At 64.2% G+C, this 26,400-nt stretch carries 22 protein-coding genes; 14 read left to right on the top strand and 8 right to left on the bottom strand.

The genetic code is table 11. The features are described from left to right. Positions 1-34: 34 nt before the first annotated feature. The gene (locus QQL28_RS28475; protein ID WP_284270827.1) at positions 35-805 is read right to left on the bottom strand and encodes a methyltransferase domain-containing protein; all 771 of its coding nucleotides are present in this window, start codon (positions 803-805) and stop codon (positions 35-37) included. A gap of 137 nt (positions 806-942) precedes the next feature. On the opposite strand from QQL28_RS28475, the gene QQL28_RS28470 reads away from it, so the two are divergent. Beyond that, positions 943-1,686: an SDR family NAD(P)-dependent oxidoreductase gene (locus tag QQL28_RS28470; RefSeq protein WP_284270903.1), complete on the top strand. Its 744-nt coding sequence runs from the start codon at positions 943-945 to the stop codon at positions 1,684-1,686. A gap of 87 nt (positions 1,687-1,773) precedes the next feature. On the opposite strand, the gene QQL28_RS28465 is transcribed toward QQL28_RS28470, so the two are convergent. The 3 genes from QQL28_RS28465 to QQL28_RS28455 all read right to left on the bottom strand — a co-directional run bounded on the left by QQL28_RS28465 (position 1,774) and on the right by QQL28_RS28455 (position 6,959). Then, positions 1,774-3,741: a sigma-54-dependent Fis family transcriptional regulator gene (locus QQL28_RS28465; protein WP_284270826.1), complete on the bottom strand. Its 1,968-nt coding sequence runs from the start codon at positions 3,739-3,741 to the stop codon at positions 1,774-1,776. Between the two features lie 309 nt (positions 3,742-4,050). Further along, positions 4,051-5,244, bottom strand: coding sequence for a methyl acetate hydrolase AcmB (gene acmB, locus QQL28_RS28460; RefSeq protein WP_284270825.1), 1,194 nt, complete (start codon positions 5,242-5,244; stop codon positions 4,051-4,053). An 80-nt stretch (positions 5,245-5,324) separates the two neighbouring features. Then, the gene (locus QQL28_RS28455; RefSeq protein ID WP_284270824.1) at positions 5,325-6,959 is read right to left on the bottom strand and encodes a flavin-containing monooxygenase; all 1,635 of its coding nucleotides are present in this window, start codon (positions 6,957-6,959) and stop codon (positions 5,325-5,327) included. A 338-nt stretch (positions 6,960-7,297) separates the two neighbouring features. On the opposite strand from QQL28_RS28455, the gene QQL28_RS28450 reads away from it, so the two are divergent. Then, positions 7,298-8,686 carry an MFS transporter gene (locus tag QQL28_RS28450; protein WP_284270823.1) on the top strand — a complete coding sequence of 463 codons (1,389 nt, stop codon included), beginning with the start codon at positions 7,298-7,300 and terminating at the stop codon, positions 8,684-8,686. On the opposite strand, the gene QQL28_RS28445 is transcribed toward QQL28_RS28450, so the two are convergent. Beyond that, entirely contained in the window at positions 8,667-10,289 is a 1,623-nt protein-coding gene (locus QQL28_RS28445) for a B12-binding domain-containing radical SAM protein (RefSeq protein ID WP_284270822.1), read from the bottom strand. The genes QQL28_RS28450 and QQL28_RS28445 overlap by 20 nt on opposite strands. A 286-nt stretch (positions 10,290-10,575) precedes the next feature. Between QQL28_RS28445 and QQL28_RS28440 the strand changes: the two genes are divergently transcribed. The 12 genes from QQL28_RS28440 (at position 10,576) to QQL28_RS28385 (ending at position 22,668) form a co-directional block, all read left to right on the top strand. Continuing rightward, complete coding sequence (locus QQL28_RS28440; RefSeq protein ID WP_284270821.1) at positions 10,576-10,965, top strand: SPW repeat protein; 390 nt, start codon at positions 10,576-10,578, stop codon at positions 10,963-10,965. A gap of 245 nt (positions 10,966-11,210) precedes the next feature. Continuing rightward, positions 11,211-11,660: a (2Fe-2S)-binding protein gene (locus QQL28_RS28435; protein ID WP_284270820.1), complete on the top strand. Its 450-nt coding sequence runs from the start codon at positions 11,211-11,213 to the stop codon at positions 11,658-11,660. A 10-nt stretch (positions 11,661-11,670) separates the two neighbouring features. Further along, positions 11,671-13,857 (top strand): xanthine dehydrogenase family protein molybdopterin-binding subunit, encoded by a 2,187-nt coding sequence (locus tag QQL28_RS28430; RefSeq protein ID WP_284270818.1) that lies wholly within the window; start codon positions 11,671-11,673, stop codon positions 13,855-13,857. 59 nt (positions 13,858-13,916) lie between these two features. Beyond that, the gene (locus QQL28_RS28425) at positions 13,917-15,182 is read left to right on the top strand and encodes an FCSD flavin-binding domain-containing protein (protein ID WP_284270902.1); all 1,266 of its coding nucleotides are present in this window, start codon (positions 13,917-13,919) and stop codon (positions 15,180-15,182) included. A gap of 264 nt (positions 15,183-15,446) precedes the next feature. Continuing rightward, positions 15,447-15,818: a sulfur oxidation c-type cytochrome SoxX gene (soxX, locus tag QQL28_RS28420; protein ID WP_431309653.1), complete on the top strand. Its 372-nt coding sequence runs from the start codon at positions 15,447-15,449 to the stop codon at positions 15,816-15,818. Positions 15,819-15,826: 8 nt separating this feature from the next. After that, the gene (locus QQL28_RS28415; protein ID WP_284270816.1) at positions 15,827-16,285 is read left to right on the top strand and encodes a SoxY-related AACIE arm protein; all 459 of its coding nucleotides are present in this window, start codon (positions 15,827-15,829) and stop codon (positions 16,283-16,285) included. Next, positions 16,285-16,605: a thiosulfate oxidation carrier complex protein SoxZ gene (gene soxZ, locus QQL28_RS28410; RefSeq protein ID WP_284270814.1), complete on the top strand. Its 321-nt coding sequence runs from the start codon at positions 16,285-16,287 to the stop codon at positions 16,603-16,605. The genes QQL28_RS28415 and soxZ overlap by 1 nt, the downstream gene beginning before the upstream one ends. Next, positions 16,602-17,381, top strand: coding sequence for a sulfur oxidation c-type cytochrome SoxA (gene soxA, locus QQL28_RS28405; RefSeq protein WP_284270813.1), 780 nt, complete (start codon positions 16,602-16,604; stop codon positions 17,379-17,381). Before soxZ ends, soxA begins: the two co-directional genes overlap by 4 nt. A gap of 84 nt (positions 17,382-17,465) precedes the next feature. Continuing rightward, the gene (locus tag QQL28_RS28400) at positions 17,466-18,791 is read left to right on the top strand and encodes an ABC transporter substrate-binding protein (protein WP_284270812.1); all 1,326 of its coding nucleotides are present in this window, start codon (positions 17,466-17,468) and stop codon (positions 18,789-18,791) included. Next, positions 18,788-19,726: a carbohydrate ABC transporter permease gene (locus QQL28_RS28395; protein WP_284270811.1), complete on the top strand. Its 939-nt coding sequence runs from the start codon at positions 18,788-18,790 to the stop codon at positions 19,724-19,726. Before QQL28_RS28400 ends, QQL28_RS28395 begins: the two co-directional genes overlap by 4 nt. Beyond that, positions 19,723-20,547, top strand: coding sequence for a carbohydrate ABC transporter permease (locus QQL28_RS28390; protein WP_284270810.1), 825 nt, complete (start codon positions 19,723-19,725; stop codon positions 20,545-20,547). The genes QQL28_RS28395 and QQL28_RS28390 overlap by 4 nt, the downstream gene beginning before the upstream one ends. 189 nt (positions 20,548-20,736) lie before the next feature. Next, a complete protein-coding gene (locus QQL28_RS28385; RefSeq protein ID WP_284270809.1) occupies positions 20,737-22,668 on the top strand; it encodes a S9 family peptidase in 1,932 nt (643 codons plus the stop codon). 71 nt (positions 22,669-22,739) lie between these two features. On the opposite strand, the gene QQL28_RS28380 is transcribed toward QQL28_RS28385, so the two are convergent. From QQL28_RS28380 to QQL28_RS28370, 3 genes are all read right to left on the bottom strand, one after another. Further along, complete coding sequence (locus QQL28_RS28380; RefSeq protein WP_284270807.1) at positions 22,740-24,404, bottom strand: regulator; 1,665 nt, start codon at positions 24,402-24,404, stop codon at positions 22,740-22,742. A gap of 9 nt (positions 24,405-24,413) precedes the next feature. After that, on the bottom strand, positions 24,414-25,112 hold the full coding sequence (locus tag QQL28_RS28375) for a cysteine hydrolase family protein (RefSeq protein WP_284270805.1): 699 nt from the start codon (positions 25,110-25,112) through the stop codon (positions 24,414-24,416). 241 nt (positions 25,113-25,353) lie between these two features. Next, the gene (locus QQL28_RS28370) at positions 25,354-26,304 is read right to left on the bottom strand and encodes a hotdog fold domain-containing protein (RefSeq protein WP_284270803.1); all 951 of its coding nucleotides are present in this window, start codon (positions 26,302-26,304) and stop codon (positions 25,354-25,356) included. Positions 26,305-26,400 lie beyond the last annotated feature (96 nt).

Genomic DNA, 26,400 nt, shown 5'->3' with positions numbered 1-26,400 from the left:
CGGGCGAGCGCTTATGTCGCATCGGCGAACGAAGTTAACCCTTGCGCTGGGCGACCATGAACAGCCGCCGGAACGGGAACAGCGTCTGCCCCGCGGCATTCTTTGGATAGGCTTTTGCGACGCGCTCGCCATAGGCGGCCTCGAAGGCGGCCTTCTCTTCGCCCTGCAAGACGTCGAGATAGCGCGTCAGCCAGGTGCCCTTCGTCCACTCCTTGACGGGATTGTCGCCTTCCAGGACCTGGAGATATTCGGTCTCCCAGATGTCGATGTTCTGCGACAGGGGCGCAAGCAGACCGTGATAGAAGGCCGGCTCCTCGACCGGCGGCGGGGTGACGAGATGCTCGACCTTGGCCCGCCACGGTCCGTTCAGCGCGGTCTCGCCGATCAGAACATGCGAGGGCGCGGTAAAATTGCGCGGCATCTGTACCGCAAGCATGCCGCCCGGGGTGACCTTCTCCATCACCGAGGGGAAGAGTGCCGCATGATTGGGCAGCCAGTGCAGCGCGGCATTGGAATAGATCAGGTCATATCGCTTCACCGGACGCCAATGGCCGAGATCCTCGTGCGACCATTCCACCTCCGGCGCCGCCTTGCGACCGGCGGCGACCATCTCGGCCGAACCTTCGACGCCGGTGACGGCCGCACCCGGCCAGCGCTCCTTGATCAGTTTTGTGACGTTGCCGGCACCGGCGCCGAGATCGGCAATGCTCGAGACGGCAAAATCCGGGATGCGCATCAAGAGATCGACGGCGGGTCTCAAGCGGTGACCGGAGAATTTCAGATATTGCTGCGGATCCCACACCATCTTCGCGAACCTGCTTTTCGTGTTTCCTTCGGCTTGGCTCTTCGTTACCACTGCTCGTCCCGGTCGGGCAAATCGCTGCCGGGGCGGGTTGGAAACGAACCGCAACCCAACAAAAGCAAACAAGAGAGCGTGTGACCATGGACCTCGGGCTCAAGTCGAAAACCGCAGTCGTCACCGGCGCGAGCATCGGCATCGGCCGCGCCATCGCCAAGGGCCTTGCCACTGAGGGCGTGCGCGTGGTGGCGGTGGCACGGCGCAAGGACCTGCTCGACCAGCTCGTGCAGGAAGCCGGCGCGGGGTTGATCACGCCGTTCGAGCAGGACGTGATGGCGAACGATGCCGCCGAGCGGCTGGCCGCCTTCGCGCTGAAGCAGCTCGGCCATGTCGACATCCTCGTCAACAATGCGGGCGGCAGCCGTCCCCTGCCCGTCGATGCATCCGACAGCAAATGGGACGAGGCCATCGCACTGAACTTCACCAGCTACCGCCGCATCGCGCATTCGCTCCTGCCGCAGATGATCGAGCGCAACTGGGGCCGCATCATCAACATCACCGGCAAGTCCGAGCCGGAAGGGCTCAACGCCGCCTTCGCCGCCAAGGCCGCCGTGCACGCCTGGGCCAAGGGCCTGTCGCGCGAGATCGGCAAGCACGGCATCACCATCAACTGCATCCCGCCCGGCCGCATCATGAGCGAGCAGATCCGCCGCAACTATCCGCCGGATTATCGCGAGCGCTTTGCGGAAGAAGAGATTCCGGTCGGCTATTGGGGCGAGCCGGAGGACCTCGCGGCCCTCGCCGTGTTCCTGGCCTCGCCGGTGGCGCGCTACATCACAGGCACGGTGATTCCGGTCGATGGCGGGTTGCGAAGGTATCAGTTCTAGCGCGCTAATCTGCTCCGTCTCCCCGCTCTTATACCGATGCGATCCGGCCTCTCCCCGCAAGCGGGGAGAGGCGAAGAGAGCCGAATCTCAACGCGAAGAGTTTGCCGAGCCCTCATCGAAGCGAATGTTGTAGCGATGCAGCTTCGCGTAGACGGTGCTCTTGGCGAGACCGAGCGCGGATGCGGTCGCCGTCACATTGCCGCTACACGACCGCAGTGTACGCGCTATCAAGTCACGTTCGGCTGACTCGGCCAGAGACAGACCCGGCTCGCGCGCTTCTTCCGTCCGCCGGATGCAATCAGGCAAGTCCGAAGCTTCGATCGGGTCCCCGTTGCTGGTCAGCATCAGACTCTCGATCAGGTTGCGCAGCTCGCGGACGTTGCCGGGCCAGTCATAGCGACGCAGGAACTCGAGCACCTCCGGGGCAAAACGGCGATCGGCAAGGCCGTAGCGCGATCTTGCCTGGGCGACGAAATGATCGACCAGCAGCGGAATGTCATCGCTGCGCTCACGCAGCGGCGGTATGACGACGGGCACGACAGCCAGCCGGTAGTACAGATCCTTGCGGAAGCGCTGTGCGTCCACCTCGGCTCGCAGATCGCGATTGGTCGCGGCGACGAGGCGGAAGTCCACCTTGCGGGCCGCGGTGTCGCCGACCCTGCTGATCTCGCCATTCTCCAGAGCTCGCAGCAACATGGGCTGGAGATCGAGCGGCAATTCGCCGATCTCGTCGAGGAAAAGGGTACCGCGGGAGGCTGCTTCGATCTTTCCGGACATGCCGCCCCGCCGCGCGCCCGTGAACGCGCCGTCGACATAGCCGAAGAGCTCGCTCGCCAGCAGCTCGCGCGAGACGGAGCCACAATTCACGACGACCAGCGGGCCGCTCCGGCGCGGGGACGCAGAATGAATGGCCTGAGCGAAAACCTCCTTGCCGACACCGGTCTCGCCAAGCAGCAGGACGGGAGCCGCGGTCGCGCCGACACGACGGCATTTTTCGACGACGGCGTGCATCTTGGGGTCTGCATGGATGATGCTGGTGAAAGCCCTGGCATCACCCTGAGCGGGCGGCAAAACGGATCTGCTCGAAGCCACCGGCTTCGGCGCCACCATGACGGTTCCCAGATGTTCGCCCTGATAGCCAACCGGTCTCAGCCATTCCTCCTTGATCCAGGCTGGACGCGAACTGCTCCATGGCCGATCGTCGCTGCTGCCGAGATGCGGAAAATTCGACTGGCATTGCGGCGCGCCGAGGTCGCGCATGATCTGCGCCATTTCGCCGTTGGCCTTGAAGGGCCGTCCGGCACTATCGAATAGCACGGCGTGATGCCGATCCGAAGGCGGCAGCATCCAGAAGCATTGGTCGAGAAGGCGGTAGCGGGCGTCCAGCTCCATCTGCAGCAGCTGGGCCTCGATGCGCGCCGCCGCCGAAATCGCCAGCGCGAGTGCCGGCCGCCCGTAGGACGAGGACAAGCCGGAGATATCGATCACTCCGATCACGGCGCCGTCGATGGGATCGCGAATGACGCTGGCCGAGCAAGTCCAGCGGTGGATGCCGGAGCAGAAATGCTCCGTAGCATGCACCTGAATCGGCTGCCCGGTTTCAAGCGCAGTGCCGATCGCATTCGTTCCGCAGGTCGTCTCGCTCCAATTGCTGCCGGGCAGCAAATGCGTCTTCTCAACGGCATCGCGCAGCGCGAGCTTGGTGTCACCCTCAAGGCGCAAGACAACGCCGTCGACATCGGTCAGCACCATCACGGTGCCGGTTTCCAGCATGTAGTCGCGCGCCAGCGCCATCGTCGAAGCGCCGGCCTGGACGAGACGGCTGCGCTTGTCGAGGAGGCGTTGCAGCCGGTCATCCCTGATCGGCATCGGAGCCTGACCACGCCGATAGTCGACCGCCGATTGCTGGCAGCGCTGCCAGGAATCAGTGATGGCTGATCGCACGACCTGTTGACGCGTGCTGCCGCTTCCGGACAGGAAGTGCTCCCAGCTCGTCAGGACGTCGCGCTCAATACCTGGATTCGCAAAAGCTTCCTCTGGCGTCTGACCCAACACGCTTCCTCCTTTGACGCGCTGAGCGGTCCAAGATCTTCTTGTTGTTGGGGGACCCCAAGCTTTATCGGCCGACTTTGAGATCATTCCACGCCAACGCGCAACTGACAACCGGATCACGGCGCAACTTTGGCGCGCGCCTCCGACCGCACTGCAAAAGCGTGAGGCCGGAGGCGCACCAATTTGCCGGCCCCTGAGGCGCGATGAGATTGGATGAATCGTCATCGCGCTTCAGGTTATTGTTGAGCATGATCTTTTCGGAAGGCCGCTTCACACCTTGCGCTAACGCGGCCCTCCGGGTCCGGGTCGTGCTCAGGCTGCCTTGCGCCGGTGCAGGGTGTCATAGAAGGCCGTCTCGAAGCGCATATATCCGGTGAACGAAGCCGGATCGCCGAACGGCAGGATCTGGGTCGCCCAATAACCGCCGAAGCCATTCTGCCGATCGATCCAGTAGAACAGGTTCGCCAAGCCGGCCCAGCCGAGCGCGCCGGCGGGCCGGCCCGTCGGAGCCTCCTCGTCGTTGACCATGAACGTGAACGACCAGGATTTCGACTGGCCCGGGAAGAACTCGGCATCGTTGGAGAGCGATTTGATCACCCCCGGCAGCGCCGTGACCTTGAGATCGCCGAGATGGTTCTTTTCCGCCATCATCACGGTCTCCGCCTTGAGCACCCGGCCGTGCGGGCCGTTCCCGTCGTTCAGCCACATCCGAATGAAGCGCATGTAGTCGCCGACCGTGCTGTAGAGGCCATGCCCGCCCATATGGACCTCCGGATTTGACGGCAATTCGAAGTCCATCGGCGTGAGCGAGCCGTCGGCGTTGCGGGCGTGCATGCCGGCGAGCTTGCTGCGCACCGTGTCGTTGATCTCGAACGTCGTGTTCGCCATGCCGAGCGGTTTGAAGATGCGTTCGGCGAAGACCTCGCCGAGCCGCTTGCCTGTGATGCCCTCGACGACCTGCCCGACCCAATCGATGTTCGTGCCGTACTCCCATTTCGAACCGGGATCGAAAAGAAGCGGTGTCATGATCGCGGCCTTCGACGAGGTGATCACGCTCGGCTGTCCGTGCTCGGTCGCCAGGCGCAGATAGTTCTCGTTGAAGAAGTCGTAGCCGAAGCCGCCGGTGTGCAGCAGCAGCATGCGCGTGGTCACGTCGCGTTTCGGCGCGCGAAGCCTGGGCTGGCCCTTGGCGTCGAAGCCGTCGATCACCTGCAGCTTGCCGATGTCGGGCGCATATCTCTTCGCGGGAGCATCGAGGTCAAGCCGGCCCTCTTCGATCAGTTGAAGAGCGGCGGTGCCGGTGATCGCCTTGGTGGTCGAGAAAATAGCAAAGCTCGTGTCCGTCGTCATCGCCTCCGGCTTGTCGGTCCGACGTTTGCCCGCGGCACCTTCGTAGATATTGCCGTTGCGATCCGTCATCATGGCGGCGACGCCCGGAACACCCGGCCCCGTCGAGACCGTCTCATTGAGGATTGCGTCGGCGTCTACAGCAAATTCTCTGCACATGTGTTTCCTCCGTTGATTTTTGGGAGATGCGAAGAAGAAGGGCCGCGCTCGCGGGGAGCGCTCGCGCGACCCTGCGTCGATCACTGCTTGGCAAAGCCCGGATAGGCCGAGGAGGCGACTTCATCGCACTTCTGGCGATAGGTCCCGACGCCGCCGATATAGGAGAGCAGACGGCGCGGCTTGCCCTCGACATTCGAGCCCATGTACCAGGAGTGCGTCTTGGTCACGAGGGTCGTGTTCGCGACCTCATCGTGATGCGCGACCCAGGCGTCCTGCGTCTCCTTGGTGGGCTCGATGACTCTCAAATGGTTCTTCTTGAGGTAGGCGATGCAATCGCTGATCCACTCGACCTGCTGCTGAAGGCATGTCGTCATGTTGCAGAGCGCCGTCGACGGCGCCAGCGGCGCACCGGTCGTGAAGAGGTTCGGGTAGCCGTGCACCTGAAGCCCCATCGTGGTCCTGATGTCGCGGCTCCACTCGTCCTTCAGCGACCGGCCGTCGCGGCCACGGATGTCGATGCGCGTCAATGCCCCGGAGCCGGCGTCGAAGCCGGTCGCAAGGATGATCACATCCAGCCCATACGACGTTCCGTCGGTGAGCTCGATACCCTGGGGCGTGATCCGCTTGATCGGGTTGTTCTTGACGCTGACCAGCTCGACGTTCGCCTGGTGAAATGCCTCCAGATAGTTGGTCTCGAGCGGCACCCGATGCGTGCCAAAGCCGTAATCGGTCGGGATCAGCGCCTCGCACAGCTTGGGGTCCTTCAGGCGTGCACGCATCTTCTTGCGGACGAACTCGGAGATCTCCTCGCTGACATCCTCCTCGAAGAACATCTCGACGAACGAGGCGAGCCACAGCCGCAGCGAGCCTTCATCCCAGATCTTCTCCAGAACGGCGTGACGCTGGTCCGCCGTGAGATCCTTCCAATTGCCGTTGGTGAAGTCGTATTCGAAGCCGGTGAAGGAGTGAGGCAGGACCTTGCGGAATTCCTCGAACCGCGCCTTGTAGGCCTCGACCTCTCTCGGCCCGTATTTCGGGTTCTTCATCGGGATGATGTATTGCGGCGTGCGTACGAACACCTTCAGGCTGCCGACCTCGCCGGCGATGGTCTGGATGACCTGGATGCCCGTGGCACCATTGCCGACCACGCCGACGCGCTTGCCGGCGAGGTCGAGCGTCTCCTTCGGATAGCGGCCGGTATGGACGAGCGTGCCCTTGAACGTGTCCTGTCCGGGAAACACCGACGTCAGCGGCGCCGACAGCATACCGCAGCAGGTGATCAGGAACTGTGCGTCGATGACATCGCCCTTGTCGGTCGTGATCGTCCAGCGCTGTGTCGCCTCGTTGAAGACGGCACTCGTGATCGTCGTTGAGAAGCGGATGTCCTTGCGCAGATCGAGCTTGTCGGCGACGTAGTTGAGCCACTTTTCGATCTCGGGCTGACCGGGGAAACGCTCGCTCCAGCTCCAGCCTTTGTAGAGCTCCTCTGAAAAGAGATACTGGTAGATATAAGCCTCGGAGTCGAAACGTGCTCCCGGATAGCGATTCCAGTACCAGGTGCCGCCGACGCCGGTGGCCGTGTCGACGGCCTTGACCTTCAGGCCCTGCTCGTCGCGCAGCTTGTAGAGCTGGTAGAGGCCGGCAACTCCCGTGCCGATCACCACCGCATCCAGGCTCTCATGTTTGCGCGCGCCGTTGGTCTTGTACTCACTCATGCATTCCCTCCCAATCTCAGATTTGTTCTCCCCCCGCAGCAAAGCGAGAGACGCAATTGGAGGAACGCAGCTTGCGTGCCAGGTCAGGCTTTCGGATTTAAGCGCTTGCAGTCATTAGGTTGTTTGCCGAGCAATCCAGGGTGCATCCGTTCGAAATTCGAACCGGATGCACGTGGCGAGACCGAATTTCGAACGCCAGGCTTCGACATCGCAATCTCGAGACGGGCCCAACGCTGGCCGCATGGACATCATGCGCCCCGATGGCTGGGGCGATGGACCCGGCCGTAGTACATGGCGTGAGCCATATTGGAGCCTCACGCCGGAGCAAAGCGCAGGCAATGACAATCACGTTACCTGCGCTCGCGACGGAGCCCGAACGCCCCGTCGCCGACGGCCTGCCCACGATGCGCCGGCGCTGGGCGATCGCCGCGATCTTCACCGCGCTTGCGATGGCCTCGCTCGACACAGCGATCGCCAACATCGCCCTGCCCGCCATCGCCGCCGATCTTCATGTCAGCCCCGAGCAGGTGGTCTGGGTGGTCAACGTCTACCAGATCGCGCTGGTCGCGACGCTGCTCCCGCTGGGAGCGCTCGGCGAGATCGTCGGGCATCAGCGCATCTATCTCGGCGGGCTCCTCCTGTTCACGATCGCCTCGCTGCTCTGCGCAGTCGCCTGGTCGCTGCCGAGCCTGCTCGTGGCGCGCACGCTGCAGGGCTTAGGGGCGAGCGGCATCATGAGCGTCAACACGGCCCTGGTGCGTTTCGTCTATCCCGGACGGATGCAGGGCCGCGGCTTCGGTCACAATGCGCTGGTGGTCGCGACTGCCTTCACGATCGGGCCGTCGATCGCGTCCGCGATCCTCGCGCTCGGGCCGTGGCCGTGGCTGTTCGCGGTGAACATTCCCTTCGGCCTCGTCGCCATGGGCATCGGATTTGCGATGCTGCCGAAGACGCCGCGCGCCGATCACGGCTTTGATTTCCTGGGCGCCGTACTGGCGGCGATCTGTCTCGGCCTGTTCATTACCGGCATCGGCAGCGCGGCGCATAATCTCTCCCCGCGCCTCGTCGCGGTGGAGCTTGTGGCAGCGCTCGTGACCGGCTTCATCCTGACGCGCCGGCATGCCGATCACCCCGCACCGATGTTGCCGATCGACCTGTTCAGCCGTCCCATGTTCGCGCTGTCGGCGGCGACCGCGGTCTGCTCCTTCGCCGTGCAGGGCCTCGCCTTCGTCTCGCTGCCGTTCTATTTCGAGGACGTGCTCGGCCGCTCCCAGGTCGAGACCGGCTTCTTCATGACTCCGTGGCCGCTGGTCGTCGCCATCATGGCGCCGATCGCCGGCCGCCTGTCCGATCGCCATGCGGTCGGACTCTTGGGCGGCATCGGGCTCGTGCTGCTCGGCATCGGCATGGCGCTGCTGGCGACGCTTCCGGCCAATCCCTCCATGCCAGACATCATCTGGCGCATGGTGATCTGCGGCATGGGCTTTGGCTTCTTCCAGGCGCCAAACATGAAGGCGGTGATGGGAAGCGCGCCGCCGCATCGCAGCGGCAGCGCCTCGGGCATCGTCGCCACCGCGCGCCTGACCGGACAGACGACCGGCGCGGCGCTCGCTGCGCTCTGCTTTGCGCTTGCGGGACATGACGGCGCCACCGTCGCACTGGCCCTCGGCGCCGGTTTCGCCGCGCTCGGCAGCGTGATGAGCTTCCTCAGGCTGGCGGTGAAATAGCCTGCGGCGCGGAGGCGACCGCCGCCGGGAACGGCATCGGCTCGTCCAGGGCAGCCAGGCGCGCATCGATGGCGTCGATGACCTTGCGCGAGAACGGCCCAAGATGGGCATAGGCCGCAATCATCTGCACGGCGATGCGTGCCGATGACGTATCGCGCTTGGCGCAGTTCATGAAGGTCTGCCAGAGCGGCCCGCGCGCCTCCGGAATGGCGGTGACCACACGGTGCACGGTCTCCATCGCACCGACCTTGGCACGGATGTCGCCTTCGGCCAGCTCATGGCGCTGCCGAGAGCGGTCGAGCAGTGTCATCAACCGGTCGACACGGCTCGCATAGGCCTCCGGGCTGTAGACGCGCTCCAGCACCGTCTTGTAGTCCATCAGGATGTCGCGCAGCGGGCGGACCGGATCGAAGTTGATGCCGCCCGTGCACTGATCGCCGCTCGTGGTCGATGCCAGATCGTGATCCGCATGCAGCCGGCCTTCCTTCGCCAGACGGCGGGTGAGCTGCGTGTTCGGCAAGGCATAGAGCAGGCCGACCATGCAGACGGGAATCGCCGCCTCCTCGATGAATTCGATCATGGCGTCGGCCATCGAGACCTTCTCGCTGTCGAAGCCGACGATGAACCCGGCGGTGACGAGCATTCCGGCGCCGTAGATCCTGTGAATGCTCTCGGCGATGTTGCGCCGCGTGTTCTGCTTCTTCCGCATCGCGACCAGCGTCGCCGGGTCCGGACTCTCGATGCCGACGAAGATGCCGAAGAAGTTCGCCGCCGCCATCATGTTCAGGAGCTCCTGATCATCGGCGAGATTGACCGAGGCTTCGGTCGAGAACTCGAAGGGATAGCCGTGCGCGCGCTGCCATTCGGCGAGCTGGGGGAGGAACAACTTGAGCGACTTCTTGTTGCCGATGAAATTGTCGTCGACGAAATCGAGATGGCCGCGGTAGCCCATCCGGTACAGCGTCTCGAGCTCGGTGAACATCTGCGGCGTCGTCTTGGTGCGCGGGACGCGTCCGTAGAGCTCGATGATGTCGCAGAACTCGCAGGTGAAGGGACAGCCGCGGGAATACTGCACACCGAGATAGAGATAGTCCTCGAATTTCAGAAGGTCGAAACGCGGCACCGGCGTCCTGGTCACGTCGGCCTGGAATTTCGGCGCGGTGAAAACGCCTGAGCGTGCGCCGCCCTCCCAGGCGGCGACGAACTCGTCTATGACGCCCTCGGCCTCGCCCAGCACCTGGAAGTCGGCTCGCGCGTAGAGATGCGGACTGGATGTCGGATCGGGGCCGCCGACGACCACGGGCCTCGCCTTCGCGCGGCACAGCTCGATCAGCCGCAGCGTATCGGTCTGTTGCGGCAACATCCCGCCGGTGAAGACGACATCGGCCCAGTCGAGATCGTCATCCCCAAGCGGGGTCGTGTTGCAGTCGATGAGACGTATCGCCCAGCTCTCGGGCAACATCGCCGCGACGGTAATCAGCCCCAAGGGTGCTGCCGGGCGCTGCACGCCCATCAATTTGCAGGATTCGCCGAAGCTCCAGAACGACTCAGCAGTGAACAGCGGATAGAGCATCAGCACGTTGCAAGGGCGCGGCGCGTTCATGGAACCCCCTTAGGCTTCGTGCCGAGTGTACCAAAGGATGCCCGTATTACATCCCCACAACGCGGGACGCGTTGTCACTTTCTGTTCCACGGCCGTAAGCGGCGGAGCTCTCGTCACGTCGTATCAGGCCGCCTTGCTGACGCCTGGGGCGGCGCAACGGCTCAGGACGCCCTGACTCGTGGAAGTCACCCGCGACCAAAGTCTATCCCTGCGGCGCTTGTTGCTCGGGAACCGAGCGGCGGCCGAAGGCTTTGCTGAACGTATCCCCACGCGCAGGAGGTGCGTCATGAGCAAGTGGCAAGAGCGCGAAACGGTCCCCGATCTTTACAACCTGTTTCTCGCCGCCGTGCTGTTCTTATCGCCATGGCTGTTCAGGCTGACGAACGAGCCCGGCAAGGTCGATCTCTGGATCTCAGGCATCATCATAGGCCTGGTCTCGCTGGCGGCCGTCATCGCCTATCGGGACTGGGAGGAATGGCTCAACGTCCTCATGGGAGTCTGGCTCATCGCCTCGCCCTGGCTCCTTGGATTCCCGCATACGCGGGCCATGCACATCAGCATCGGTGTAGGCGTGGTCGTCGTGCTCCTGGCCTTGTTCGACCTCTTCCTCCACTACGAGAAGAGGCACCTCGATGATGAGGCTGCCGCAGGCGGACAGGAAAGTGCCCATCAATAGAGTGCGACGCAGCACCGCGACCCGGGCCTTGCGCCCCAGCGGCGTCATGAGTTCTGCGCGCGTCGCCGTTGCGCACGCCGCATGGCCGTGGAAGACGGCGTAACACCGCGTCCGCGACAATCTTCCCGCAGCCTCAAGATTCTTAGCAGGCCCAACCCCAGATTGTTGATTTGAAACGGTTTCGTTTGCCGGACAAATTGCGCGCCTTGGGCCTCATCGGTGGATGGGCCAAATAGGGGACTGCGATGGCAAACCTTACGATCAACGGAAAATCAATCACTGTCGACGTCGAGCCGGACACGCCACTCTTGTGGGCGATCCGCGAGAATGTCGGCCTCACCGGCACCAAATATGGCTGCGGCATCGCACAATGCGGCGCCTGCACGGTTCACATCGACGGCGTCGCCATCCGCTCCTGCGGGGTCGCGGTCAGCGAGGCCGAGGGCAAGCAGATCACCACGATCGAGGGCCTCGCAAATGGCGGCACGCTGCACCGGGTGCAGCAGGCCTGGATCGCCCATGATGTCCCGCAATGCGGCTATTGCCAGAGTGGCATGATCATGGCGGTCGCGGCGCTGCTCAAGGAGAAGCCGAAACCGACCGACGCCGATATCGACGATGCCATCACCAATATCTGCCGCTGCGGCACCTTCCAGCAGGTGCGCGAAGCGATCCACACGATCGCGAACGCTTGAGGAGGCGGCCATGAACAAACACGTTTCGCCCGCCATAAATCGCCGTGCCTTCGTCATTGGCACCGCCGCGGTCGGCGCCGGCCTTGCGCTCGGCCTCGACATCCCCTTCGGCGGGCCGGCCGTGGTCCGCGCCGCCGACGGATCGCCCGAGGTCAACGCCTGGGTCGTGGTACGGCCCGACGACACCGTGGTGATCCGCATCGCCCGCTCCGAGATGGGCCAGGGCTCGCTCACCGGCCTTGCCCAGCTCGTCGCCGAGGAGCTGGAATGCGACTGGTCGAAGGTCACGACCGAATATCCGACGCCCGGCCAGAGCGTCGCCCGCAAGCGCGCCTGGGGCGATTTCTCGACCGGCGGCAGCCGCGGCATCCGCTCTTCGCAGGACTACGTTCGCAAGGGCGGCGCCACCGCGCGCGTGATGCTGATCGAGGCCGCCGCCAACGAGTGGAAAGTGCCGGCCTCCGAATGCAAGGCCGCCAACAGCGTCATCACCCATACGCCGTCGGGAAAGACCACGACATACGGCAAGGTCGCCGAGGCCGCCGCGAAGCTGACGCCGCCGGCTGAGGTCAAGCTGAAGGATCCAAAGGACTGGACCATCGCGGGCAAGGGCCTGCAGCGGCTCGACACCGCCGACAAGACCACCGGCACGATGACGTACGGCATCGACGTCAAGCTGCCGGGCATGCTCAACGCTGCGATCAAGGACTGCCCGGTGTTCGGCGGCAAGCTGAAGAGCTATGACGAAGCCAAGATCGCGGGCATGAAAGGCGTCAAGAAGGTCGTCAAGGTCGGCGATACCGCGGTCGCGGTCGTTGCCGACACCTGGTGGCACGCCAAGACCGCGCTGGAAGCGCTGCCGATCGTCTGGGACGAGGGCGACAACGCAAAGGTCTCCAGCGAGACGATTGCGAAGTGGCTGGCCGAGGGACTCGACAACGAGCATCCGGCCTACGTCGGCAACAAGAACGGCGACGCCAAGGCGGCGATTGCCGGCGCCGCCAAGAAGATCGAGGCCGTCTACAACTATCCCTACCAGAACCACGCCACCATGGAGCCGATGAACGCCACCGCGCTCTACACGGCGGACAAATGCGAGGTCTGGTGCGGCACGCAGAATGGCGAGGCGGCCTTCGCGGCGGTGCTGGAGGCCTCGGGCCTGCCGGCGGAGAAGTGCGACGTGCACAAGCTGATGCTCGGCGGCGGCTTCGGCCGGCGCGGCATGACGGACTATGTCCGCCAGGCGGTCGCGATCGCCAAGCAGATGCCGGGCACGCCGATCAAGCTGTTGTGGTCGCGCGAAGAGGACATGGCGCACGGCAGGTATCACCCGATCACCCAGTGCAAGATGACCGGCGCGTTCGATGCCGACAACAATCTGGTCGCGCTGCACTACCGCCTATCCGGGCAGTCGATCCTGTTCTCGCTCCGCCCCGAAGCGCTGCAGAACGGCATGGATCCGGCCGCGTTCCAGGGCGTCGCCCAATCCGGTGAAGCCGCGTTCGGCTACTCGGTGCCGAACCTCCTGATCGAGCACGCGATGCGCAACCCGCACGTGCCGCCGGGCTTCTGGCGCGGCGTCAACGTCAACCACAACGCGATCTACATGGAATGCTTCATGGACGAGCTGGCCCATGCCGCAGGCCAGGACCCGCTCGAATTCCGCCGCAAGCTGATGGGCAATCACCCCAAGCATCTGGCGGTGCTCAATGCCGTGGCCGAGAAGATCGGCTGGAGCAAGCCCGCGCCGCAGGGCGTCTATCGCGGCGTCGCGCAAATCATGGGCTATGGCAGCTATGTTGCCGGCGCCGCCGAAATCTCGGTGACCGACGGCAGCAAGATCAAGGTGCATCGCATCGTCGCCTCCACCGATCCCGGCTACGTCGTCAATCCGGCACAGGTGGAGCGGCAGATCGCGGGCTCCTTCGTCTTCGGCCTCTCCGCGCTGTTCTACGGCGGCTGCACCGTGAAGGACGGCCGCATCGAGCAAAGCAACTTCGACACCTACAATTCGATGCGCATCAACGAAATGCCGAAGGTGGAAGCGGTGATGGTGCCGAGCGGCGGGTTCTGGGGCGGCGTCGGCGAGCCGACCATCGGGGTTGCCGCCCCGGCGGTGCTCAACGCCTATTTCGCGGCGACCGGCAAACGCATCCGCTCGGTGCCGCTGCGCGACCAGAACATCACCTTCGCCTAGGGAACGTGCGGCTGCGGCGGTCGATCGGCCGCCGCAGCGTTTTCCGGATGATGCTCATGATGACCTGCCCGGTGACACGGCGGACAGCCGCCCTCGGCATCGCGGCCGCATCGCTGGCCCTGCTCGCGATTGCGCGCGCGCAGGGTGCGGCGCGCGTCGTCGTGATCGGCGGCGGCTTTGGCGGGGCTGCCTGCGCCCGCGCGCTGAAGCGGAGCGAAACGACTTTGCAGGTCACGCTGGTCGAGCCGAACAGGACCTTCACCGCCTGCCCATTCAGCAACGAGGTGATCGCGGGCCTGCGCGAGATCGAGGCGCAGCAGTTCGGCTACGAGAAGATCGCCTCAGACGGGGTGAGCGTCATCGCGCAGGCCGCAACAGCGATCGATCCGCAAGCGCGGCGCGTCACGCTGGCCGATGGCTCATCGCTTTCCTACGACCGTCTCGTGCTCTCGCCCGGCGTCGATTTCCATTTCGATGGCCTGCCCGGCTATGACGAAGCCGCGAGCCAGAAGATGCCGCATGCCTGGACGGCCGGCGAGCAGACGCTGCTCTTGCGCAGGCAGTTGGAAGCCATGGAGGATGGCGGCGTGGTCGCAATCGCTGTGCCCGCCAATCCCTCGCGCTGCCCGCCGGCGCCTTACGAGCGCGCCAGCCTGATCGCGCATTATCTGAAAGCAAACAAGCCGCGCTCGAAGGTGCTGATCCTGGACGCCAAGGACAATTTCACGCAGCAAAAACTGTTCGAGAAAGCGTGGGCGGAGCTTTACGGCGGCATGATCGAGCGCGTATCGCTGTCGCAGGGCGGCCGCGTCACCTCCGTCGATCCCGCAAGCAACACTGTGATCACCGAGTTCGGCAATTACACCCCGCAAGTCGCCAATGTCATTCCGCCACAGCGCGCTGGGCGCATCGCGGCGATTGCCGGGGCTGCGGATACGACCGGTTGGTGCCCGATCGATCCGATGACCTTCGAATCCAGGCTCATGCCGAGCATCCACGTCATCGGCGATGCCTGCCTCGGCGGCGGCATTCCGAAATCGGCCTCGGCCGCGAGCGCGCAAGGCAAAGCCTGCGCGAACGCGATCGTCAACCTCATCGCAGGCCGCGCGCCGGAGACACCGCGGCTGACCGGCGTCTGCTACAACACGGTTGCGCCCGCCTACGGCTTCTCGCTCGCCGGCAACTATCAGCCCAAGGGCGACATCTTCGCCGAGGTTGAGGGCGGCGCCACAAGTCCCCTCGATGCGCCGCCGGAGCGACGCGCCCGCGAGGCCGCGGACGCCGAGCGCTGGTTTCAAACCATCACGGCGGCGACCTTTGGCTAGAGCAAGATGAGACCAAGCTGTCGCCACGAACACGGTGTGCCCCCTCGCCCGCCTGCGGGGGAGGGTTGGGGAGAGGGTGTCTCCTCACGCGAGATTCCCCAAGAGGAAAGAGCCCTCACCCGGCGCTACGCGCCGACCTCTCCCGCAAGCGGGAGAGGTCAAAGGAGCCCGCGGCTCGATCTCTCGCGTCACATCCAATCGATTGTCGCTGCGGTGGTTACGATAAGCCTTGCACTAGCAACAGGTGCGAAAGCCGAAGAGCTGGTGTCCTACAGCATCGTCGGCGACGGCATTCCGGAGCCGCTCACCGGCGCACCCGGCGATGCGGCACACGGGCGGGCGTTGGTGCTCGATCGCGGCACGACTTGCATCCTCTGCCATTCCGGGCCGTTTCCGGAAACGCGGTTCCAGGGCGATCTCGCGCCTGACCTGGCGGGCGCCGGGAACAGATGGTCGACAAGTCAGTTGCGGCTGCGATTGGTGGACGCATCGCGGTTCAACCCAGAGACCATCATGCCGTCCTACTATCGCACTGACGGGCTTGTTCGCCCCAGTCGCAACCTCGCCGGCAAGCCGATCCTCAACCCCGGCCAGATCGAGGATATCGTGGCCTTTCTTGCAACGCTTCGGGACTAGGACAGGAAATGCCAAGCACACGTCGACAATTTTTGGGCTTCACGGTCACCGCCGGGACGATCCCCATCGTCACGATCCACCCGCTCGAGGCGACGCCCGCGATGCTCAGCACGGCGATCCGCAACGTCGTCGGCGAGGCACAACTGCGCTCCGGCAAGGTCAGGCTCGACATCCCGCCGCTGGTCGAGAACGGCAACACCGTGCCGATGACGGTCAGTGTCGCGAGCCCGATGACGGCCACCGACTACGTCAAGAGCATCCACGTCTTCAACGAGAAGAATCCGCAGCCGAACATCGGCAATTTCCATCTCGGCCCATGGGCCGGGCGCGCGCAGGTCGCAACCCGCATCCGGCTCGCGGACAGCCAGAAGGTTGTCGCGATCGCGCGGCTATCCGACGATTCCTTCTGGCAAGTCGCAGCCGACGTCGTCGTGACGCTCGCCGCCTGCACCGAGGAGGTGAACTGATGGCCTCCGCCCTGATCAACGTTCCGGCACGCGCGAAGCGCGGCGATGTCGTCGAGATCCGGACCCTGACCTCGCACATCATGGAGACCGGCTTTCGCCGCACGGCGGCCGGCGACCTCGTGCCGCGCGACATCATCACGAGCTTTACCTGCCGCTACAATGGTACCGAGATTTTTCGCGCCGACCTTTTTCCGGCGATAGCTGCAAACCCGTATCTGTCGTTCTTCACGGTTGCGAGGGAGAGCGGCAAGTTCGAGTTCGAATGGATCGGCGACAACGGCTTCGTGTCGACCGCGTCGGCGTCGATCACGGTCGAATGAGTTTTTTGCGCGCAATAGCCGTCACCGTGATGCTCGCTGCGGCACCTGTCCTGCTCGCCGGCGAAATTCCGCCGGGAGAGCGCCGCTCGGGCTATTCCTTCATGGGACCCGACACGCGCGCCATGCAGGACGACGACACGTCCAATCCGGGCATGCTGTTCGTGCTGGACGGCGAAACATTGTGGACGGCGAAAGGCGGCAGCGCCGGCAAGGCGTGCGCCGATTGCCATGGCGATGCGCGCGAGACCATGAAGGGCGTCGCCGCGCGCTATCCCGCCTTCGACAAGACGCTGGGCCGCCCCGTCACGCTCGACCAGCGCATCAATCTCTGCCGCGCCAACCATCAGCAGGCAACGCCGCTGCCTTACGAAAGCCGAGACCTGCTCGCGCTCTCCGCCTTCGTCGCCCACCAGTCGCGCGGGGCTGCGATCACGGCCGCTGACGATCCACAGCTCAAACCGTTCGTCGAGCAGGGCCGCGCGCTCTTCATGCTGCGGCAGGGGCAGCTCAACCTCGCATGCGCCAATTGCCACGACGACAACTACGACAAGCATCTCGCGGGCGCATCGGTCACGCAGGGGCAGCCGACCGGCTATCCGCTCTATCGCCTGGAATGGCAGACGCTAGGATCGCTGGAGCGCCGCTTGCGAAGCTGCATGAGCGGGGTCCGCGCCCAGGCCTACGACTATGGCGCGCCCGAGTTGGTTGCGCTCGAGCTCTATCTGATGGCGCGGGCGCGCGGCATGCCCATGGAGAGCCCGGCCGTGCGGCCATAATCCGCGGCGGAATATTAGGACTAGGCAGGCGCGGCGCGGACGCTAGTATCCCCTCCCAAGAAACGAGTCACAGGGAGGATAAACGTGGCTGACCATCGTATCTCGCGCCGCACGCTTTTGCAGGGGACCGCCGCGGCTGGCGCGCTCAGCCTGACCGGATTTCCGGCGCACGCAGAGGTGAATTGGAAGAAATATGCCGGGACCAAGCTGGAGGTGATCCTCGCCAAGGGTCCGCGCGGCGACAACCTGCAAAAGAACATCAAGGAGTTCACCGACCTCACCGGCATCCAGGTCGAATCCGAGCAGATCCCCGAGCAGCAGCAGCGCCAAAAGGTCGTGATCGAGCTCACCTCGGGCCGGCCGAGCTTCGACGTCGTGCATCTCAGCTATCACGTGCAGAAGCGGCAGTTCGAAAAGGCCGGCTGGCTTGCCGACATCACGCCCTTCATGAAGGATCCGACGCTGACTGCGCCGGATCTCGTCGAGAGCGATTTTTCGGCCGCAGGCCTGCAATACGCCAAGAACGACAAGGGCCAGATGCTGTCGCTGCCCTGGTCGGTCGACTACTTCATCCTCTACTACAACAAGGAGCTGTTCCAGAAGAAGGGCATTGCGGTGCCCAAGACGCTGGACGAGATGGTCGCGGCTGCCGAAAAGCTTACCGATGCCAAGGACGGCACCTACGGCTTCGTCGGGCGCGGCCTGCGCAACGCCAACATGACGTTGTGGACCAACTTCTTCCTCGACTGTGGCGGTGAATTCCTCGACGCCAAGGGCAACATCCTGACCGACGGTCCCGAAGCCGTCGCGGCGACGAAGCTCTACCAGACGCTGCTGACGAAGGTCGCCCCGCCCGGCGTCGCCGGCTTCAACTGGATGGAGTCGATGGCCTCGTTCTCGCAAGGGCGGTCGGCAATGTGGATCGACGGCGTCGGCTGGGCGCCGCCGCTGGAGGATCCGGCTGCCTCGCGCGTGGTCGGCAAGGTCGGCTACACTGTCGTGCCTGCCGGGCCGAAGGGACAATATTCGGCCACCTATGGCGACGGCCTCGGCATTGCCGCCGCGAGCAAGAACAAGGAAGCGGCCTATCTGCTCTGCCAGTGGGCGGTCTCCAAGACGCAGGGCGCGCGGCTGTTGCAGGCCGGCGGCGGCGTGCCGTTCCGCAACTCGATCCTGAACGATGCCGAGGTGCAGAAGGGCGTCAAGATGCCACCGGAGTGGCTGCAATCGGTGATCGATTCCGCCAAGATCAGCAAGCTCGGCCTGCCCGTGGTGATCCCGGTCGCCGAATTCCGCGATCTCGTCGGCGCTGCAATCACCGCGACCCTGGCCGGCGCCGATCCCGCAACCGAGCTGAAGAAGGCCCACGAACAGTATCGGCCGATCCTGGAGCGTAGCGAAAAGGCGTGAGTGCGTTGACACAAGCAACTCCGGCTACGGCACAATCAGGTGCCGTGCCGGAGAAGGAGTTGCGACCACCGTCCTACTGGCCGTTCGTGGTGCCGGCGCTGGTCGTCGTGCTCGCGATCATCATCTTCCCGTGGGTGTTCACGATCTGGATGAGCCTGAACGAGTGGAAGGTCGGCTCGCCGACCACCTTCGTCGGGCCTTCCAACTATCTGCGGCTGACGAGCGATCCGCGCTTCCTCGAGGCGGTCGGCCACACGATGGTCTACACCTTGCTGTCTGTGCTGCTGCCGCTGATCCTCGGCACGCTGGCGGCGGTGGTGTTTCACCAGAAATTCCCCGGCCGCGGTTTCCTGCGCGGCGTCTTCATCATGCCTATGATGGCAACGCCCGTGGCAATCGCGCTGGTGTGGACCATGATGTTCCACCCGCAGCTCGGCGTGCTGAACTACCTGTTGTCGCTGGTCGGGATTCCGCCGCAGCTCTGGGTGTTTCATCCCGCGACCGTCATTCCCTCGCTGGTGCTGGTCGAGACCTGGCAGTGGACGCCACTGGTCATGCTGATCGTGCTCGGCGGCCTCGCCGCGATCCCGACCGAACCTTACGAAAGCGCGCAGATCGACGGCGCCAATCTCTGGCAGGTCTTCCGCTTCATCACGCTACCGCTGATCATGCCGTTCCTGTTCATCGCCGGCATGATCCGGATGATCGACGCGGTGAAAAGTTTCGACATCATCTTCGCGATCACGCAGGGCGGACCCGGCTCGGCATCGGAGACCATCAACATCTATCTCTACAGCGTCGCCTTCACCTATTACGACCTCGGCTACGGTTCGGCGATCGCGGTGGTGTTCTTCCTCCTCATCGTCGCACTCGCTGCCGTGATGCTTTACATGCGCCAGCGCATGCTGTGGACCGAGATCGCGAGCGGCGCATGACCCCACGTCAGATCCTCGGCCAAATCGGCCTGTGGCTTTCGGTGCTCGTCATCGTGTCGCCGGCGATCCTGTTCTTCCTCTGGATGGCTTCGCTGTCGCTCAAGTTCGAGGTCGACAACGCCGCCTACCCGCCGGTGTTCTTCCCCGAGCGTATCGCGTGGAAGAACTATGCCGACGTGCTCGCCTCCAACCGCTTCCTGACCTATTTCTTCAACAGCCTGATCGTGACCGGCAGCGCGACCGCGCTGGCGCTGATCGTCGGCGTTCCCGCCGGCTACGGGATCGCGCGGATGGCCGCGCACAAATCCGCGATCGTGATCCTGATCGCCCGCATCACACCCGGCCTGTCCTACCTGATCCCGCTGTTTCTCTTATTCCAGTGGCTTGGACTGCTCGGCACGCTGGTGCCGCAGGTCATCATCCACCTCGTGGTGACCGTGCCGATCGTGATCTGGATCATGATCGGCTATTTCGAGACCACGCCGATGGAATTGGAAGAGGCCGCGCTCATCGATGGCGCCACGCGCTGGCAGGTGTTCCGCCATGTCGCGCTTCCGATCGCCCGGCCCGGCATCGCGGTCGCCTTCATCCTGGCCGTGATCTTCTCCTGGAACAATTTCGTCTTCGGCATCGTGCTGGCCGGACGCGAGACGCGCACCCTGCCCGTCGCCGTCTACAACATGATCTCGTTCGACCAGTTGAGCTGGGGGCCACTCGCGGCCGCCGCGCTGATCGTCACCTTCCCGGTGCTGCTGCTGACGGTGCTCGCCCAGCGCCAGATCGTCGCCGGGCTGACGGCGGGCGCCGTCAAGGGCGGGTAGCCACGCCGCCGGCGCGGCACCGCGCGCACCACATCACCGGAATGACTGCCGGGTGGCGGGCGATTTCGTTCGCCGCCCCGTTCTACGTGGAGTTGACCGCCGGCTCACGCACACATATGCTACAATTTGTAGCGCTACTCGATGTGACAAGAAGGCCCGTGCGGCCTTCGAACACGATAGAGACGTCGAATGTCAGCTCGTCCCCTGATCCCGCGCCAGAAGCTGTTTGGTAATCCGACCTACGTCGGAGCCAAGTTGTCGCCGGATGGTCAATTTCTGTCCTGGCTCGCCCCGGTCGACGGCGTTCTCAACGTCTGGGTGTCGCCGATCGACAGCATCGCGGCAGGGCAGCCCGTGACACGCACCAGGGGCAGACCGATCAACTGGCAGAGCTGGAGCCCGGACGGCCGCTACATCATGTTTCTCAACGACGAGAACGGGGATGAAAATCTGCACCTGTTCGTGGTCGATCCCCACACGCTGGAGCTGCGTGATCTCACGCCCTTCGCCAATGTCCGCGCGATGCCGACCTACTGGTCGCACGTTGTCCCCGACAAGATCGCGATCAGCCTCAACGACCGCGACGTGCGATGGCACGATACCTTCATGCTCGACCTCGCAACCGGCGAGCGCACTCTGGTTTGGGAAAACCGCCAGGAATTCCATTTCGTCGGGCTCGACTGGCGGTTGAAGCCGCGTTTCGCCCACAGCAATGCGCCCGACGGAGGTACGCGGCTGTGGCGCATTGACGACGGGAAGGTCGCGCATTGGCGCGACGTCCCGTTCGAAGCCTATACGAGCACACGGCCCTGGACGTTCGACGCCGGATGCAACCACCTCCACATGAGCTCGAGCCTGGAGCACGACAAGGCGGCGCTCCTGCGGATCGACTGGTCGACCGGCGAAGAGCGTGTCCTGTTCAGCAGCGACCGCGCCGACGTGACGGGCGCGATATTCAATGCCCGGACATTCGAGCCGGAGGCGGTCTGCATCGATCCGGGCCGGCCGGAATGGACGGCCTTGACGCCTGCGATTGCCGCCGAGCTTGACTTGATAAGAGCGCAGCGTCCGGCTCATGCGTTTTTCGTGGAGAGTCAGAGCGACGACGGTCGTCGCTGGATCGTGGCGAGCCATGCGGCAGAGCAACCTGTCACCTATCATCTGCTTGATCGAGACAGGCAGACTCTCACGGAGCTGTTCACGGCACGTCCCGAGCTGAAGCCCTACCGCCTGGCGCCGATGCAGGCTGTGCAAGGCAAGTCCCGCGACGGTCTCACCCTGGTCTCGTACCTGACCCTGCCGGCGGATATCGAAGGTGACCGTCCGCCCCGGCCATTGCCGATGGTCCTCATCGTCCACGGCGGTCCGTGGGGGCGCGACATCTATGGCTATCGCAGGGATCACCAGTGGCTGGCCGATCGTGGCTATGCCGTCCTTTCGGTCAACTATCGGGGATCGACGGGCTTCGGCAAGGCGTTCGTTGCCGCCAGCGAGAAAGAGCATGCGCGAAAGATGCATGACGATCTCATCGACATGGTCGATTGGGCGGTCGCGGAAGGGATCGCGCAAAAGGACAAGGTCGCGATCTTCGGCGTGTCCTACGGCGGACTGGCTTCGTTCATCGGCGCGACCTTCACGCCCGAGGTGTTCTGTTGCACGGTGCCGGTGGTCGGCATCTCCAACCTGCAAACGCTGCTGGAATCGATGCCGCCCTATTGGGCCGGTTTCGCGGAGTTCATGTACCGCAGCTACGGCGATCCGCGCACCGAGGAAGGCCGCAAGCTGCTCGCCGAACGCTCACCGATCAACAAGGTCGACAATATCAAGAAGCCCATGCTGATCTTTCATGGCGCCAACGATGTTCGGTGCAAGATCGCGGAGAGCGACACCATCGTCGCTGCCATGCAGGCAAAAAACATTCCGGTGACCTACATCGTCTACCCCGACGAGGGACACGGATTCCAGAGACCACCCAATCAGCTCTCCTACATCGCAATTGCCGAAGCGTTCTTTGCACGACATCTGGGCGGTGCCTGCGAGCCCGTCGGCGACGATTTCCAGGGGTCGAGTCACGAGGTTCGCGCCGGGGCCGATATCCTGTCCGATCTGGGCGTGGCCTGACAAAAACTTCGGCAGAAAAAAGCGGCCGGGCGACATGACGTCACCCGGCCGCGATCATTGCCGGCTGCAGCCTACTCCGCCGGCGCCGCCGACATCTCCGGATGCGGCGCGTAGTGCTCGCTGCTGCGCCGGCTGAGCGCGAATAGGCCGGCCGCCATCACGGCATAGGACAGCGCCACCGCCGGCGTGACGCCGAAGCCGCCGCCGATGCCGACGGCTTCGCCATGCATGAAGCCGAAATAGGTCAGGACTGCACCGACCAGCGCGAAGGCCGAGGCCTTCTCGAAATCGCGCTCGATGATGAATACACCGATCGCGCCCAGGATCAGGCCGGCGAGGATCGAGCCGCCGCCCATCACCTCGAGGCCGTGATAGAACACGCCCTGCTGCGGCAGCGCGGCGATCGCGGCAGCCTTGACAGCGTCGGCCTTGTCGGCGGCGAGCCCGCCCACGCTCTGCGCCGCCATCATGGTCGAGCCAAGCATGGTGTCGATCTGGAGCTTGGCCCAGGCCGCCAGATGCGGCGTCAGCGCCAGCACGATCGCCGGTGCGTGCTTGACCGGCGTGGTCTGGAACGCCTGCGCACCGATCAGCATGCCGATATAGAGCAGGATCGGCGAGATCGCGACCACAGGCACCAGCGCCAGCAGCACCGAGATGATGCCGAACCAGGAGAGCACCACCACCATCACGCCGGTCGCGGCGGAATAGCCGATGCGGCCGCCCATCGCCTTCCAGCCAGGATGGCCGATATAGACCGCGTTGATGAAGGGATTGCCCATCAGGCAGCCGATCAGGCTGACGACGCCGTCGGCCGTGAGCACGCGCGTGGTCGGATATTCGTCGCCGGCGGCCTCCGCGCTCTCGACATTGTCCATGGCCTCGACGAGGTCATAGATGCCGAAGGGGATCGCGGTGACGAGGATGACGCCGAGGAATTCGAAGCCGGAGAACACGTAGCCGACTGCGGGAATCGGCACCGAGAAGCCGAAATTGGCGAAGGCATCGCCGACGCCCTTCACGCTCAATCCGCCGAGACCCAGGCCGAACAGGTTCGAGCCCCAGGCGATGATCATGCCGACCGCGATCGCGACGAGGCCCGCCGGAATGCCGCGCGGATATTTCACGCCGCCAAACCAGCTCACCAGGATGATCGCGAAGCAGACGAGACCAATCTGCGGCGTCATGTACATTTCGAGCGCCGGCCGCATCGAGATGAAGGTGACGGAGACGCCCGCGAGCGTGCCGAGCAGCGCCGCGCGCGGCGTGATCCTGCGGATGAACGGCGCGATGAAGCCGCCGATCATCAGGATGAAGCTCTGGAAGAACACCCAGACGAGGCCGGCCGACCAGCCCTTGAGGGGATCACCCGTCTTGATCGTGATCGGCAGCATGATCACGAAGGTGACGATGAACATATGCGGCACGCTGACGCCCGAAGGCAGCGCGCAGACGTCGCTGCGGCCGGTCTTCAGCGCCAGCCGATAGGCGAGGAAGGCATAATAGAAGGTCGAGAGGCACATCATGAGCCCGAGCGCGGGCAGGATGCGGCCGAACACGAGGCTGTCCGGCATCTTCAGCACGAAGCGCAAGAGGCCCGTGAGCACCAGCATGTTGACGAGGATGTTGGTGCCGAAGCCGAAAAACGCGTTCCAGTCGCCCGATGTCCAAAGTGCCGGCTTGAACTCGGACTTATCGATCTCAGATTTGCCGGCCGTCCCCGTCAATGTGCTCATGGTGATCCCCTAAATGGTCGTGGTCTTCAACGCCTCCAGTACTGCGGCCGAGCTTGCGACCCAGCCGAAGATTCCGCCCTGGGCCTTGATCATCTTCAGGCCCATCTCGTGAAACTCGGGGAAGTAGGATGCGCAGCCGTCCGAGATGACGACGCAGCGATAGCCGCGGTCATTGGCCTCGCGCACGGTGGTGTTGACGCAGACTTCCGTCGTGACGCCGCACACCAGGAGATTTTCGATGCCGTATTTCTCCAGCACATCGGTGAGCTCGGTGGCGTAGAACGCGCCCTTGCCGGGCTTGTCGATCACCACCTCGCTGTCGAGCGGATAGAGCTCGGAGATGATGTCGTGGCCGGCCTCGCCGCGGATCAGGATGCGGCCCATCGGGCCGGGATCGCCAATGCGTAAAGAAGGTGCGCCGCGCTCGACCTTCGCAGGCGGCGCGTCGGAGAGATCGGGCAGATGGCCTTCGCGGGTATGGATGACCAGCATGCCGGTGTCGCGTGCCGCGGCCAACACGGCGCCGATCGGCTTCACCGCGCGCGCGAGCTGGGAGACATCGTTGCCGAGCGTCTCGCCGAAGCCGCCGGGCTCCATGAAGTCGCGCTGCATGTCGATGATGAGAAGCGCAGTGGTCGACCAGTCGAGCTTGATCGGCTCGGGCTCGGCTTCGATGACGCCAAGTGTCGGCTTCGCTGAGTTCAACATGCACGCCCCTCGCGAGAACTCCTGTCAGGAGAGTTCTGCAAGCGCCGTGCCATTGTGTACAATAGCGATGGCGCCGGGGACGCAGAGGAATCCGCTGCGCTCTCAGGACGTTACGCCGGGCGCTTAAGCCTGCTCATTCCCTGTGCGACGGCTTCGCGACGGGCATTTGCTCAAAGGATGAGCGGCGGTCGCGCACTCTCCCGCCCGTCATTCCGGGGCGCGACGAGTGGAGGATTGGCGCCTACCGCGCGCTTCCATACAACCGCCGATACTCCTCCTCGTACGCCGCATACGAATCCTTGATCGTCGCCATGTTGAGCAGCATGGTCGCGACCAGTTCGCCGTCCTTATCGAACACACGAGTCTTCACCCAGGCGCTTTCGGTGCGGCGGCTGCCGGAGAGCGCGATCACCTCGCGCTCGACTTCATATTCCTCGTCGACGAAGAGCGGCCCCCTCAGGAGCCGGATCTCCTGATCGGCGAACAGGCCGACGGCCGGTCCCTTGGACGGTAACGGATCCTCTTTCGCGCGGTACTGGAAGAGCACGCTGAGCATCTCCATCGGGATGATCGCCCTGTCCCAAGGGTTCGCTGAGCTCGAATAGAACGGCGAGTTCTCGGTGATGACGGCAAGCTTCTGCCGCAGCGAGAACGGATAGAGGTCGCCCATGTTCTGGTCGAGACCCATGCGGACGGTTTGACGCTTGCTCTTCATACCGACCTTCATATCGCGAAGGATGACAGGATCAGCGAGCGACTTCAGCTCACGGAGACGTATGTCGAGGGCCGATGGGCTGCCGACGATGGATGCCGTGCCGCGCAGCACTTCGGTGCGGTCACGCTTGAACATCTGGATCTGACACTCCGGCTGCTGCTCAGTTAAGGAGGCCAACATAATCGCCTGCACCTCCTCGCCTTCGAAGCAGGCGTTGCGATAGTGCGCGGAGAGACATCCCGTTTCGAACCAGGCCCGTCCCCACAGCCGCGCGCCGAGCGGCGCGAACTGGCTGAAATGGGTCGGGCCTTCGATGGTGCCGCCCTTGAAGCCGAGCTTTTGCGCGGTGGCATCGTCGTGGATCGATGCGTGCGCATCGTAGACCTGCGCCTGGAGCATCTGGCGCGGCTGGCGCCACGGCCCGATCAGAGCGCTGTCGGTTTCAGTGATGTCGGTGTCGAACGCTTGTGCCGTCATGGTGGCCTCCCTTGCAGCCATGACTAGCAGGGGCGACACGGATGCGGCCAGCGATATTGACTTCGCCGGTGCATGCTCTTGACTGCACCGATCTGC

The sequence above is a fragment of the Bradyrhizobium iriomotense genome (genome assembly GCF_030160715.1).
GTDB lineage: Bacteria > Pseudomonadota > Alphaproteobacteria > Rhizobiales > Xanthobacteraceae > Bradyrhizobium > Bradyrhizobium iriomotense.
Note: the sequence above shows the minus strand (reverse complement) of the source record. Positions and strands in the feature narration are given on the sequence as shown.